Genomic DNA, 12732 nt, shown 5'->3' on the forward strand with positions numbered 1-12732 from the left:
TTATTCCTGATGTAATAAATTCAAAAACTCCTTAACAATTTCTTTATCATCAAATGGGTGTTTTACCCCTTTGATTTCCTGGTAAGTCTCATGACCTTTTCCTGCAATCAGGATGATGTCTCCTTTTTCTGCCATGCTGCATGCTGTTTTAATGGCAGCCCTTCTGTCTGCTATGGTGAGTGTTTTTTTTTGGTCTATAGGGCTGATACCTGATTCCATTTCCTGAATTATGGTCATGGGATCCTCATCCCGTGGGTTATCGGAAGTGAATAGGACCTTGTCGCTGAGCTGGCAGGCAATTTTTGCCATTACCGGCCTTTTTGTTTTGTCCCTGTTTCCACCACAACCTATCAGGGTGATCAGGGTTTCTCCTCCTGTCCGCAATTTTTGAATGGTTTTCAGGACATTTTCCAGAGCATCGGGTGTATGGGCATAATCGATAATGGCAGTGATGCCGGCATGTACGACCTGATCAAACCTTCCTACAGCTCCTTTAAGCTTGGATAATTGCCGCAAAACTTCTTCCTCCTCTTCTCCCAAAAGCATGGCAATTCCCAGTACTCCTAAAAGATTATAGGCGTTGAATTCCCCGATTAACCGGAACCATACCTGTTTTCCTTCCAGATCAAGCTCTAACCCATGGAGGGAATTACCTAGAATTTTTGCCTTGAAGTCTGCAGGGTATTTCAAACCGAAGGTGAATTTTCGGGCTTTACTGTTTTGTACCATGATCAAACCCCGCTTATCGTCGGCATTTACAAGCGCAAAGGCTTCCCTGGGTAATTCGTCAAACAATTTTTTCTTTGCCTCAATATAGGCATCAAAGCTACCGTGGTAATCCAGGTGGTCATGACTGATATTGCTGAATAATGCACCCGTAAATTGCAATCCGGCTGTTCTTTCCTGTACGATGGCGTGCGAACTGGCTTCCATGAAACAGTGTGTGCAACCCTCTTTCAGCATTTGGATGAGCAGCTCATTGATGGCTATGGCATCAGGGGTAGTATGGCTGGCAGGTATGGTCTTGTTGTCAATTTTATTTTCCACCGTAGAAATCAAGCCGCAGGTATACCCCAATTCGGAAAAAAGCTGGTGTAGCAGCGTTACCGTGGTGGTCTTACCATTGGTACCGGTCACTGCCACCAGGTTGAGTTTCCGGGAGGGGTTGCCATAAAAGTTAGCCGCCATAAGTCCCAGAGATTTTGGGCTGTTAAGTACTTGAACATAGGTAATGCCTTCCCGCAGGTTCTCGGGCATACTTTCGCAAACTACGGCTACCGCTCCCATATCCAGGGCCTTTTCGATAAAGTCATGCCCATTTACCTGAGTCCCTGGAAGGGCCACGAAAACTGATCCTTCCGTTACCTTCCTGCTGTCAAAGACCAATTGGTTGATATCCATTTCCATATCACCTTTGGTGGAGACCAGAGAAACTTTATACAATATGTCTTTTAACTTTTGGCTCAACTTAATGTTAATTTAATGATTTGATCTTTTCTGAATGAACTTCCCTTGTGAAGTGACTGGGAGGCAACCCTGCCTTTACCTGAAAACTCCACCCGTAATCCTTTATTTTCCAGAATGTAAATGGCATCTCTTAGTGTCATGCCTGTTACATCAGGTACCAAAGGGGCTTCAACTTCATTGCCTACCCAATGAATGGATTTGTTGGAAACAGTGGATTGGACCCAGGTTTCATCTCCCGCATAATGATTGGAAATGCCCATGCTGTTACAGATCATTCGCAACTCTTCAACATTTCCGGCCCGGATGTAAGGAAAGGTTTCTAGGTCGACTTTGGGCTGTTCCTTTGAGGAAGCCTTACTGTCTTGCATATCCATATCCTGGGCATAAATCTTGTCCGCGATTTCCCTAAACACAGGGGCAGAGATATCACCGCCATAGGCATTGAACCCTTTAGGGCTATCGATTACGATAATGGCACTGTATTTAGGCTTGTCTGCAGGGAAAAAGCCTGCAAAAGAAGTGAAATACTTTTGTGTGTACCTCCCGTTTTCCAGCTTTTGGGCAGTACCTGTTTTACCTGCAATACTGTATGTCTCATTTTTGATGTTCCTTGCAGTTCCCCTGTCTACTACTCCTTTCAAAAGGCTTTGCAGCTGTTGAATGGTTTTCTCAGAGGCGATGTTACTTTTGATGGTTTCCGGCCGGTATTTTTTTTCTATGGCATTCCCTCTGGAAATTTCCTTGACGATTAGAGGCTTTACCATGTCACCTCCATTGGCAATGGCATTGTAAAAAGCCAGGGTTTGCAGGGGAGTAATCTTCAATTCATAACCAATTGACATCCATGGGAGAGTGGTACCGTACCAGTCATTTTTTTCAGGATCCTTAAAATAGGGAATGCCTTCACCTTTCAACTGAAATCCCAATGGTTGATCCAATTTAATCTTTTTGATATATTCCATGAAGCGATGGGGCTGATGTCCGAAATGTTCGTGGACCATTTTTGAAATACCCACATTGGAGGACTTTTCAAACACTTCCCTAACTGTGAGTTTCCCATAGCCACCATTTCTGGCATCCCTCATATATCGGTCATAGAACTTATAGGTACCGTTTCCCGTGTCTATGCTGTCTTGCAGGTTGATTTTTCCCTCTTCCAGCAAGGCAAGCATGGAAAGCAGTTTAAAGGTCGATCCTGGCTCCGTTAGCCCTTGTTCACCTACAGCATAATTATAATATTCTCCGTATCCGTAGCCATTTTTGTTTTTTTGCAAATTGGCAATGGCTTTGATATGTCCGGTGCTGACTTCCATAACGATCACGGAGCCATAAGCAGCATCCTTATTCATCAACTGCCTGAGCAGGGCCGATTCTGCGACATCCTGTATGTTGACATCCAGCGTTGTGACAATATCGTAACCATCTGTAGGCTTGATGTCCTCGGCATCATGTAAGGGTTTCCAACTGCCTCCGGCTATTTTCTGAAACAAAGCCTCCCCATTTCTGCCTTCCAGGAAATCATTGAAACTGTATTCCAGACCAACCCCATATTGGTCTTCATTTAAAAAGCCCACTGTTCTTCCTGCCAGATTTTTAAATGGTCGGTACCTTTTATCGATTTTCTCAAAAATCACGCCTCCTCCCATTCTGCCTTCTCTGAAGACAGGCCAGGTCATCATTTCCAGTTTATCCTGGTAGCCGATTTGTTTTCTGTTTAAAATCAGGTATTTTTTTCCCTGATTCCGGGCATCCAGTATCATACGCTTATAGGCAGCAGCAGAGCGGTCCCTGTAAAACCCGGAAAGTTTGATAGCAAGACTGTCGATACCGGATTTTAAAACATTTTCCGAGCTGATATAAGGATCCATGGCTACCCTGTAGAATGGCAAGCTGGTGGCTAAAAGACTTCCGTTTCCGCTGTAAATATTGCCGCGGGTAGCTTTCACCGGACGGTATTGCAGGTTAATTTCTTCCGACATTTTCCGCCACCGGTCACCCTCCACCAATTGTATGGTGGCAATCCTGTAAAAAATAGCACCAGCGATCAGGGTTACCACCAAAAAGGAAACCCTGACACGGAGCAATATGGATTTTTTTATATTCACTTTTCCAAAACTATTTTTTGTGGTGGTTCTTCAATTTCGCCTATTCCCAAGGGTTGAATTTTCTTCGCAACTTCAGATTGCTTACTGGCATACATGTATTCTGCTTCCAGCGTGGTGACATCTGCACGCAGGTCTTCGACTTCCTGCTGCATGCGGTCGATTTTTCTAATGGTATTTTCTGCCTGGTGATTACTCCAGATATAAATCATGGCCAGAAAGGCAGCATACAAAAAGGGAGGTACCAACCTTACTGGCACATTTTCTCCCAATAGTCCACTCACATCCAGTCTTTGCTCCATGAATGTGAAAGGGTTGAACCATGATTTTTTTACTTTTCCCGTAGGTCTTATTGGTTTCTTAAAAGAATTCCGTCCCATAATCAGTTTTTTCTTGCAATTCTTAGTTTGGCACTCCTTGCTCTTTTATTCTCACCCACTTCTGATGCATCAGCAATTATGGCTTTCCGGCTTACCGGTTCCAAAGGCCGTACCGGATTTCCATAGAAATCTTTTTCCAATTCTCCATGGAGCTTTCCTTTGGCTATCATGTTTTTTACCATTCTGTCTTCCAGGGAATGATAACTCATTACCACCAATCGCCCTCCTGTTTTCAGCAAATCAATACTTTGATCCAGCATTTCTTCCAATGCAGCCATTTCCTGATTGACTTCTATCCGGATGGCCTGAAAGACTTGTGCTGCATATTTGGCATACTTTCCCTTTGGCGCATATTTGTCCAGAAGTTTTTTAAAATCAGGTATGCTCCCGAAGGGTGAGCCGGTCCTGCTGCTTACAATAGCTTTTGCCAGGGTTTTTGCATTCCTAACCTCTCCATACATCCCGAATACCCTGTGTAATTCCTCCTCTGAATAATTATTCAAAACGTATGCTGCCGTAAGTTCTCCCGATTGACTCATGCGCATGTCTAACTTTCCTTCAAACCGTGTGGAAAAACCGCGCTCAGCTTTGTCTATCTGGTGAGAAGATACCCCAAGATCAGCCAATATCCCATCCACTTTTGTTACTCCATATATTCTCAGATACCGTTTCAAATCCCTGAAATTGGCCATAATGAAGGTGAAGTTTTCATTTTCAGGTATATTACTGGCCGCATCCGGATCCTGGTCAAATCCATACAAATGCCCTTTGTCCAAATGCTTCAGAATTTCACGGGAGTGACCACCTCCACCAAAAGTGAGGTCAACATAGACTCCATTGGGATCTATGGCCAATCCTGAGATGCAGGCTTCAAGCATGACGGGGATATGGTATGCTGGATTATCCACTTTTACCTAAAAACTTTTTGTTCAAACTTTTGTAGGTAGCCTCCTCTTTGGCTGAAAATTCTTCATGTAGATCCGGGTTCCAAATTTCTATCTTGGTTCCTATTCCAATGACAGTGGCATCTTTTCCCAACTGGGCATGGCGGAGCATGTTTTTAGGAATGACAAACCTACCTGTTGCATCCAGTTCTACCGGAGACTCTCTTCTAAAGAAAGATCTTTTAAAGGCCCTGACCTCATCATCGGTATCGTCCAGGCTGGCCAATTTGCTATGGTCCTTTCGGACCTCTAGCATTGGAATCAATTCCAGACAGGGTTCCAAACCTTTACGCAGCATCATTTCCTGACCTAAGGATTCTGGTAATAATGCCTTCATTTTAGAAGGCAATACCAACCTGCCCTTAGCATCAAGTTTACATTCAAACTCACCGGTGAAAGATGCCATACCGCTACTACCTTAATTTATGATTACAAAAGTAGTAAATAGCCAAACACTTTTTACCACTTTGCCCCACTTTTTACCACATTCCTATAAAAGTATCCAAAACAAACTACAAACACAATTTTTTTAGCATAAAGTTATAATGCCTTTGAGGGTGCAAGCTGCTATGAATCAGCGTTTAAATACAGGTAAAAACCAGTCTGGAAGGCTATTTGACAAATAAATTGAAGTAGAAATACAATTAAAAGCGCTTGAAAGCAACTTGAGGATAAAAAGTGGGGAGGTTTCCCATAAAATTCAAAACAAAAGAAAAAATACCTGTTGAAGGTTATTTTTTTCTTTCTATCGTATAGGTCACCAGGGATGAAAGCGACGATTTATAGGTGGAATCCGGAAAATCAGCCAGCAGGTTTAGTGCTTCCTGGTAAAAATTATTCATGATATTTTGAGAATATTCCAGTCCTCCTGAATTTTTGACGAATTCAATAATTTCATTGACTGTTTTTTTGTTTTCGCTTTTATTCCGGATGAGGTAAATGATTTTTTTCTTTTCTATCCAGCTGGCTTTATTGAGGGCATAAATAAGTGGCAGCGTCATTTTTTTCTCCTTGATATCTATGCCTACAGGTTTTCCTACAACATCCTCTCCGTAATCAAAAAGATCATCTTTGATTTGAAATGCCATACCGACTTTTTCACCAAAAAGCCGCATTTTTTCGGTATTTTCCTTATTGGCACCGGCAGTGGCTGCACCTACTGCACAACAGGAAGCAATCAGGCTGGCCGTTTTTTGCCGGATGATGGTATAATAAACTTCTTCTGTAATATCCAGTTTCCTTGCTTTGGAAATCTGCAATAGCTCCCCTTCGCTCATTTCTCTTACCGCATCGGAAACTATTTTCAGCAATTCAAAATCATTGTTTTCCACACTCAAAAGCAGGCCTCTGGACAAAAGGTAATCCCCCACCAAAACGGCTATTTTATTTTTCCAAAGGGCATTGATGGAGAAAAAACCCCTACGGTAATTGGCATCGTCCACTACATCATCGTGTACCAGGGTGGCCGTATGCAAAAGTTCAATCAGGGCAGCACCCCGGTAAGTTGCTTCAGTTATGTTTCCGCTTAGGCCAGATGTCAGAAAAACAAACATGGGACGCATTTGCTTGCCTTTTCTCCGTACAATATAGCTTGTGATATGGTCCAGCAATTTGACCCTACTCTGCATAAAAGAGCGGAATTTTTTCTCAAAATCAGCCATTTCTATGGCTATAGGTGCTTGTATCTGCTGTAAATCCTGCTTCATTGATTTTTTGGATGCTGCAATATTACGATCTATTCCATCATTGACAAAACTGCCTTCTTGATTATTCTGTTTAATGAATTTTATTTTTGGTTATCTTTGACCAACCAAATGACATTCTCTTGACAGACGACTATATCAAACATCAGTATGCCCCCATTCTACCTAAAAAGGACGAGTGGCCTGTGGTGAAGCTGAGCAAAAGCAGAAAAGAATTTATCCAGCAAGTAGTAGCGTCAAGTAGAGAAAGGATCAAAAGCCTGACAGGTAACCAGTTGCAGGCATTGAGGGAAGAATTGGAATTGACGCTCTACAGGGAAAGGATGAGAATCAAACAGAATCCCTGGCTTGTGGATCCAGAGGATGAGGCGGTATTTTGGTCTAAAGTGAAATCAGCACTTTTGGTCATAGGAGCCGATCAGCAATCCTTGGAAAATGAAAAAAAAGAAAAATATTATGAGGTTCTAAGTTCCATCACGCTCCGGTATGCAGAAGAAATTGCCAGTAATTTCAAACACAGCCATTATAAAATGACCCGAAGCATTGTTACTTTCGGCTTTTCAAGGCTATTGAATACTGCCAGGGTAAAAGGCTTTAAATCTGTTTTCAGCAATCAATATAGCCTTCAGGATAAAATTCAGATCATTGGAGAGACAGATCAGCTCAGGGAGTTGGCATCCAAGGGTACCATAGTGATGGTGCCTACCCATTTCAGCAATCTGGACAGCATATTAATAGGATGGACCATCAACACCCTTGGACTTCCTCCTTTTATTTACGGTGCGGGATTGAATTTATTTAATATCCAGATTTTCGCTTATTTCATGAACGCTCTGGGAGCTTACAAGGTTGATCGGCGAAAAAAGAATCTGGTTTATCTGGAAACATTGAAAACCTACTCCCGGGAAGCCATTCAGTTTGGTTGTCACAGTCTGTTTTTTCCAGGTGGAACCCGTTCGAGAAATGGAAACATAGAATCTAAATTGAAGCTGGGATTACTGAGTACGGCTATTGAGGCGCAGCGGGCCAACTATCAGAATGGGGACAAGGAATTTGGAAAGGTTTTTATCGTTCCTGTTACCATAAATTATCATTTTGTATTGGAAGCCCCGAGCCTAATTCATGACCATCTCAATTTCACTGGGCAGGAAAGGTATTACCATGAATCAGATGAGTTCTCTACCTCTTATAAAATTTCTAAATTCCTTGTCAAGTTTTTTACCAAAGGTTCTGACATATCGGTATCTATAGGAAAGGCCATGGATATACTGGGCAACCACGTGGATGTGGAAGGAAACAGCAGGGATAAGCAAGGCAGGGCCATAGATTGCAGGGATTATTTTTTATCCAATGGCAAAGTCACCGTAGATTTACAAAGGGAGGAAGAGTACACCAAAAAGCTGGGGCGGCGAATAGTAGAAGAATTTCATAAAATCAACCGGGTTTTTAGCAGCCACCTGGTGGCTTTTACCGCTTTTCGCCTGATCAAAAAGGCCAATAAGAAGTTGGATTTATTTAGCTTGCTGAGACTACCGGAAGAAGACATTTATCTATCCTATGAAACCTTCAGAGCTGCCACAGCGGAGGTTTTGGAATGTATCCAGAAATTGCGGCAGGAAGGAAAACTGCACATGGCACCGCATTTGGAAATGCCCTTGGAAGAAATTATCAGGCATGGCTTGGAAAATGTCGGCATGTACCATGCCAAAAGGCCATTGATTCGCAATGAGCAAGGGCATATAGTGACGGAAGATATTAGTTTATTGTATTATTACCATAACAGACTGGATGGCTATGAATTGGAAAAAATCATCTAAAATCAAACCCATTGGTGTTATTGGTATCGGTAGTTTTGGTGCAGCCATTGCCAATTTGCTGGCTGAGAAAAACGAAGTATTGGTTTATGCCAGAGATCAGGGAGTAGTTGACGCAATCAATGAACAGCACATGGTGAAAAACCGAAAATTGGAAGAAAAGATCCAGGCTACCAGTGATCCGGAAATGCTCTGCGAAGTTTGTGATATTATGTTTCCCATGATCCCTTCAGCTGCTTTCAGAGAGGTAATGGTTCAGTTTGCGCCATACCTGCATCCCTATCATTTTTTAATTCATGGGACCAAGGGACTATCGTTGAATTTACCAAAAGGGAAAAATCTGGAAAATATTCATCAAATCAAGCGGGAGAATATTTGTACCATGAGCGAAGTGATCCTTCAGGAAACGGTGGTGGAAAGGATCGGTTGCCTGGCGGGGCCTAATTTGGCAAAGGAATTATTGGAAGACCAACCCGGAGCAACTGTCATTGCCAGCCGATATGACGAGGTGATCAGTGAGGGACAGCGCTTGTTGAGGTCAGATAATTTTCAGGTCTATGGCAATTCGGACATAGTAGGGGTGGAGCTTTCCGGAGTGCTGAAGAATATTATAGCCATCGCAGCAGGAGCACTCTCAGGAATGGGCCTGGGCGACAATGCCAAAGGTTTGCTGGTTTCCAGGGGAATGGTGGAGATGATCTATTTGGGAAATGCCATGGGGGGAGAGACCAAGTCCTTTCTGGGCCTGGCAGGGATTGGAGACCTTGTCACTACCTGCAATTCCACGCTTTCCAGAAACTACACCCTGGGCTTCAGACTGGCAAGGGGAGAGACCCTGGATGACATCGTATCAAACATGGAAGAGGTAGCGGAAGGCATCAATACCGTAAAACTGATCAAGCTTTATCTGGAATCCACAGACACAAGAGCACCCATTACAGAAAATTTGTACAAGGTGCTTTTCGAAGACTTTAAAGTGGAAACGGCACTGCAATACCTGATGAAATACCCGATTTACACAGATATAGATTTCTTATGATCTACATCCAGAATATGCGCAGCTTCTGCGCTGATTCTATCCAGTGTTTGTTTTTGGATGTATTTCTTTTGGTCTGTTTGTTGAATTTGGCTTCTCCGACAAAAGTAACTATGAATGGCTCTTCTTGGATCATTGCTCCCGTTTTTGGTGCCACCGTGCCAGGCATGGGAATTAAATATAAACACAGATCCTGCAGGAGCGTTGATGATAATTTCTTCCGGATGTGGATCCATGGGGTCTGCCATGACATCCTGAGGCAGAGCAGATTTTAAATGCGTTCCGGGCACTATCCGGGTAGCCCCGTTTTCCTGGCTGAAATCATCCAGAAGCCAGATGGAATTGCACACCATAAAATCATTTTTGGCAACTGCCTCCGGCCAGTCTACATGTAATTTTTGTAAGCCGGCACCTGGCAGTGCAGCCCGGTAATTCAATGAAGACAACTTGAAATCCGCATTTAAGACAAAAGCAATTGCTGCTAAAACTTTTGGGTGGGTGTAAAAGATATCAAATTCTTCCCCTTTATTGACCAGATCACCTAGTCTGTGGGCGCCCGGCTCTTTGGAATGTCTGATATTGGGCGATTGCACCAGTTCAATACCCGCCTGATCTCCCTCTGATTCCAATAGTTTTTGGGCCCTGATGCGAATGCGATTCAAATGTTCATCTGAAAGCAATTTCCCTAAATTAACGTATCCGTTCTCACTTAATGTTTTTTTCTCATCCGGTGAAAGAAGGTCCTGTTCAACACCCATTTTTTGTAGTACTTGATCCATGGTTATTCGGGGGGGTAAGTTTTTATTTATAAACACCTAAAACTGCAATTGAAATACTCCGTGAAAGCAGGTAATTGCTGCTGCATTCTTTCAACCGGATTTCCGGAAACCAGCCGAAAGTACCTACAAAGGGATTCAATTTGAATTAAATATAAGATTAAAGGTCAAAAATCCCAAAGCCTTATTCCAGTCTTTTAAGTCTGCTCAATAGTGGGGGGTGAGAGTAATTCACAAATACATATAGGGGATGCGGGTTGATATTGGACAGTGTTTTTACGGATAAGGTTTTGAGGGCCTCAGCCAGCGGCTGTCCGGCATAAGTAGATTTGGCAAAAGCATCCGCCTCAAATTCATTGTTTCTACTCAGGCAATTCATGAAAATACCAAGAACGGTAGAAATGGGAGAAAATAGCATGGTAAAACCGATGATATTCAGGTGAATGGCCATTTGATTTCCCCCCAGTGCATAACTTATCTGTTCGCTGAATATAAAAAGAGAGAGGATGAACAACATGATCCCAGTCTGTAAAATGCCGGTAATCATCCCGGTTCTGATATGCCCTTTTTTATAATGCCCGATTTCATGGGCAAGGACAGCAACCAATTCTTCGGGGGTATGTTGTTCAAGCAGGGTGTCGAATAAAACGACTTTTTTTCTTTTCCCAAAACCTGAGAAAAAAGCGTTTGCCTTAGAGGACCTTTTGCTCCCATCCATTATGAAAACATTTTCCAGGGGGAAACCTACAGACCTGGCATAATCCATGATCTTGTTTTTAAGTTCCCCTTCTTCCAGTGGAGTAAGTTTATTGAATAGGGGGAGTATCAGCCCGGAGTAAAACATGTTGACAAACACCATAAAAAGGGCGGCAATTATCCAAAATATCCACCAGAAATCCCGTCCAATTTCCAAAATCAGCCAAACCAATACAAAGAGCAACGTTCCGCCGACAATGATGGATAAAAGGTAGCCTTTGATTTTATCAGCAAAAAAGGTTTTCACGGTGGTTTTGTTGAACCCAAAGTCCTCTTCTATTTTGAAAGTATGGTAATAATCAAAGGGTATAGACAAAATGTCTGAGCCAATAAAAAGAATCCCGAAGTAAACTATAGATAAAGGGATGTGGGAGAGGCCGAATTGCCTGAGCCATTCATCAAGATAGCCAAAAAAGCCAAAAGCAATAAAAATCAGGGTAAGTATAAAACTAAATCCACCTGTAAATAAACCAAAAGTATAATTGGTTTGCTGGTATTTTCTGCTTTCCTTCAATTTATCGGGACTCAGGTATTGATCCAGTGTCCCGGGAACGTCCCCAATCTTTCGGCTAATGTTTAGGTAATTGATGGTTTTATCAAAAATGAAAGTAAGGGTAATGATCCCCATCAAAAGGTATTTTATAATTTCCTGGTCCATGTTGCAAACTTATTAAAATTTGGGACAAGGAAGAATGGTATCTCTTTTTCTGGGTGCTCCGGGATTGCTTGGAGGGAAAATGTAGGATATGCTGATTTCGTGGGCTCCTCCCGACTGAATGCCCAATTGGGAAACGGTATAATCGAAACTGTAACCCACATTTAAACCAGATGGCAGGTTGAAGCCGACCATCATTACCAGGGCGTCCCGGTTACTTTGGTTTTCTATAGGCTTGTAAGGCAATCCCCTGTACCAAAGGCCAAAAACAATGGGTTCCATATATATGTAGGCACCCAGATCCAGTTGTTCAAAAGGACCTTGCCGCTTGTAATTGATGGTAGGCGTAAAATACCGCTGTTTGTATGTATGGGTAAAATCCCGCCTTGGCGCACCTCTCCCAAGGGAAATCCGGTAACCTGTATGAATGGAATATTTGATGGGTAACCTGCTGATCCCCTCCTCAATAAAGCTTTGATTGGGTTGGTTGACATGATGCGTGGAGAGACCAAACCAAAAATCTTCTGTAAAGATCAATCCCCCGAAAGAAAGGGACAACAGGTTTACCGGTTCACCGAAGCCCTGCAGGTCATTGCCGGGTAGTATGGGTCCAAATGGATCCGAGGGATTGATTTGGTTGGCAAAGACCAGATTTTCGTAAAATCCTATATCCCTTCGCATATAACTGGCCTGAAATCCCGGTCGAAGGTACAGGTTATCGGCCAGTTTTAATTCGTAAGAAAACAAGCCTGAAACATGAGTAGATCTTAAACCGGCAGCACCTTCCACGTCGTTGGTTACCAGAAATCCGATTCCTGTGTTGTATTCTTCTACAAATGTATCACCATACGCGGAGAAAGTCGTAAAGCTAGCCTCCAGTCCGGGCCATTGGCTCCGGTAATTGACCCCCACCCTTGTGGCTATTTCTGATCCAGCGAATGCAGGGTTGAGGTACAAGGGAGCCGCATAGTATTGACTATATTGGGGATCCTGCCCAAAAGAGGTCAATGCAACTAGCATTGCTAGTAGCGTTAAAAAAACTGTATTTAATTGTGACTGAAACAAAGATTTATTCGTTTATTGAATACCAAACAGTTTA

General features: G+C 42.8%; 11 protein-coding genes. 2 read left to right on the forward strand and 9 right to left on the reverse strand.

Translation table 11 applies throughout. The features are described from left to right. From HUJ21_RS02410 to HUJ21_RS02435, 6 genes are all read right to left on the reverse strand, one after another. Positions 1 to 1467: a UDP-N-acetylmuramoyl-L-alanyl-D-glutamate--2,6-diaminopimelate ligase gene (locus HUJ21_RS02410; RefSeq protein WP_291366965.1), complete on the reverse strand. Its 1467-nt coding sequence runs from the start codon at positions 1465 to 1467 to the stop codon at positions 1 to 3. Then, a complete protein-coding gene (locus tag HUJ21_RS02415) occupies positions 1464 to 3572 on the reverse strand; it encodes a penicillin-binding protein (protein WP_291366966.1) in 2109 nt (702 codons plus the stop codon). Before HUJ21_RS02415 ends, HUJ21_RS02410 begins: the two co-directional genes overlap by 4 nt. After that, the gene (locus tag HUJ21_RS02420; RefSeq protein WP_291366967.1) at positions 3569 to 3949 is read right to left on the reverse strand and encodes an FtsL-like putative cell division protein; all 381 of its coding nucleotides are present in this window, start codon (positions 3947 to 3949) and stop codon (positions 3569 to 3571) included. The genes HUJ21_RS02415 and HUJ21_RS02420 overlap by 4 nt, the downstream gene beginning before the upstream one ends. Before the next feature lie 2 nt (positions 3950 to 3951). Then, a complete protein-coding gene (gene rsmH / locus HUJ21_RS02425; RefSeq protein WP_291366968.1) occupies positions 3952 to 4857 on the reverse strand; it encodes a 16S rRNA (cytosine(1402)-N(4))-methyltransferase RsmH in 906 nt (301 codons plus the stop codon). Continuing rightward, on the reverse strand, positions 4850 to 5299 hold the full coding sequence (mraZ, locus tag HUJ21_RS02430; protein ID WP_166148030.1) for a division/cell wall cluster transcriptional repressor MraZ: 450 nt from the start codon (positions 5297 to 5299) through the stop codon (positions 4850 to 4852). The genes rsmH and mraZ overlap by 8 nt, the downstream gene beginning before the upstream one ends. Before the next feature lie 325 nt (positions 5300 to 5624). Further along, positions 5625 to 6599, reverse strand: a complete 975-nt coding sequence (locus HUJ21_RS02435) for a polyprenyl synthetase family protein (RefSeq protein WP_166148032.1) — start codon at positions 6597 to 6599, stop codon at positions 5625 to 5627. A 119-nt stretch (positions 6600 to 6718) separates the two neighbouring features. On the opposite strand from HUJ21_RS02435, the gene HUJ21_RS02440 reads away from it, so the two are divergent. Both HUJ21_RS02440 and HUJ21_RS02445 read left to right on the forward strand, forming a co-directional pair. Beyond that, a complete protein-coding gene (locus tag HUJ21_RS02440; RefSeq protein WP_291366971.1) occupies positions 6719 to 8413 on the forward strand; it encodes a 1-acyl-sn-glycerol-3-phosphate acyltransferase in 1695 nt (564 codons plus the stop codon). After that, positions 8391 to 9449 carry an NAD(P)H-dependent glycerol-3-phosphate dehydrogenase gene (locus HUJ21_RS02445; protein WP_291366973.1) on the forward strand — a complete coding sequence of 353 codons (1059 nt, stop codon included), beginning with the start codon at positions 8391 to 8393 and terminating at the stop codon, positions 9447 to 9449. Before HUJ21_RS02440 ends, HUJ21_RS02445 begins: the two co-directional genes overlap by 23 nt. Here HUJ21_RS02445 and HUJ21_RS02450 read toward each other — a convergent pair. The 3 genes from HUJ21_RS02450 to HUJ21_RS02460 all read right to left on the reverse strand — a co-directional run bounded on the left by HUJ21_RS02450 (position 9425) and on the right by HUJ21_RS02460 (position 12698). Further along, entirely contained in the window at positions 9425 to 10225 is an 801-nt protein-coding gene (locus HUJ21_RS02450; RefSeq protein WP_291366974.1) for a phytanoyl-CoA dioxygenase family protein, read from the reverse strand. The two genes, HUJ21_RS02445 and HUJ21_RS02450, sit on opposite strands and share 25 nt — an antisense overlap. Positions 10226 to 10406: 181 nt before the next feature. Continuing rightward, positions 10407 to 11636: a M48 family metallopeptidase gene (locus HUJ21_RS02455; protein ID WP_291366976.1), complete on the reverse strand. Its 1230-nt coding sequence runs from the start codon at positions 11634 to 11636 to the stop codon at positions 10407 to 10409. Between the two features lie 12 nt (positions 11637 to 11648). After that, positions 11649 to 12698 (reverse strand): type IX secretion system membrane protein PorP/SprF, encoded by a 1050-nt coding sequence (locus HUJ21_RS02460; protein WP_291366978.1) that lies wholly within the window; start codon positions 12696 to 12698, stop codon positions 11649 to 11651. Between the last annotated feature and the right edge of the window lie 34 nt (positions 12699 to 12732).

This window comes from Cyclobacterium sp., from assembly GCF_014762705.1.
In the GTDB taxonomy this organism is placed as follows: domain Bacteria; phylum Bacteroidota; class Bacteroidia; order Cytophagales; family Cyclobacteriaceae; genus Cyclobacterium.

What these genes read in the sequence shown, in the direction of transcription:
- HUJ21_RS02450 (WP_291366974.1), bottom strand. Translation starts at nt 10,225, where the DNA reads ATGGATCAAGTACTACAAAAAATGGGTGTTGAACAGGACCTTCTTTCA.
- HUJ21_RS02445 (WP_291366973.1), top strand. Translation starts at nt 8,391, where the DNA reads ATGAATTGGAAAAAATCATCTAAAATCAAACCCATTGGTGTTATTGGT.
- mraZ (WP_166148030.1), bottom strand. Translation starts at nt 5,299, where the DNA reads ATGGCATCTTTCACCGGTGAGTTTGAATGTAAACTTGATGCTAAGGGC.
- HUJ21_RS02420 (WP_291366967.1), bottom strand. Translation starts at nt 3,949, where the DNA reads ATGGGACGGAATTCTTTTAAGAAACCAATAAGACCTACGGGAAAAGTA.
- HUJ21_RS02435 (WP_166148032.1), bottom strand. Translation starts at nt 6,599, where the DNA reads ATGAAGCAGGATTTACAGCAGATACAAGCACCTATAGCCATAGAAATG.
- HUJ21_RS02455 (WP_291366976.1), bottom strand. Translation starts at nt 11,636, where the DNA reads ATGGACCAGGAAATTATAAAATACCTTTTGATGGGGATCATTACCCTT.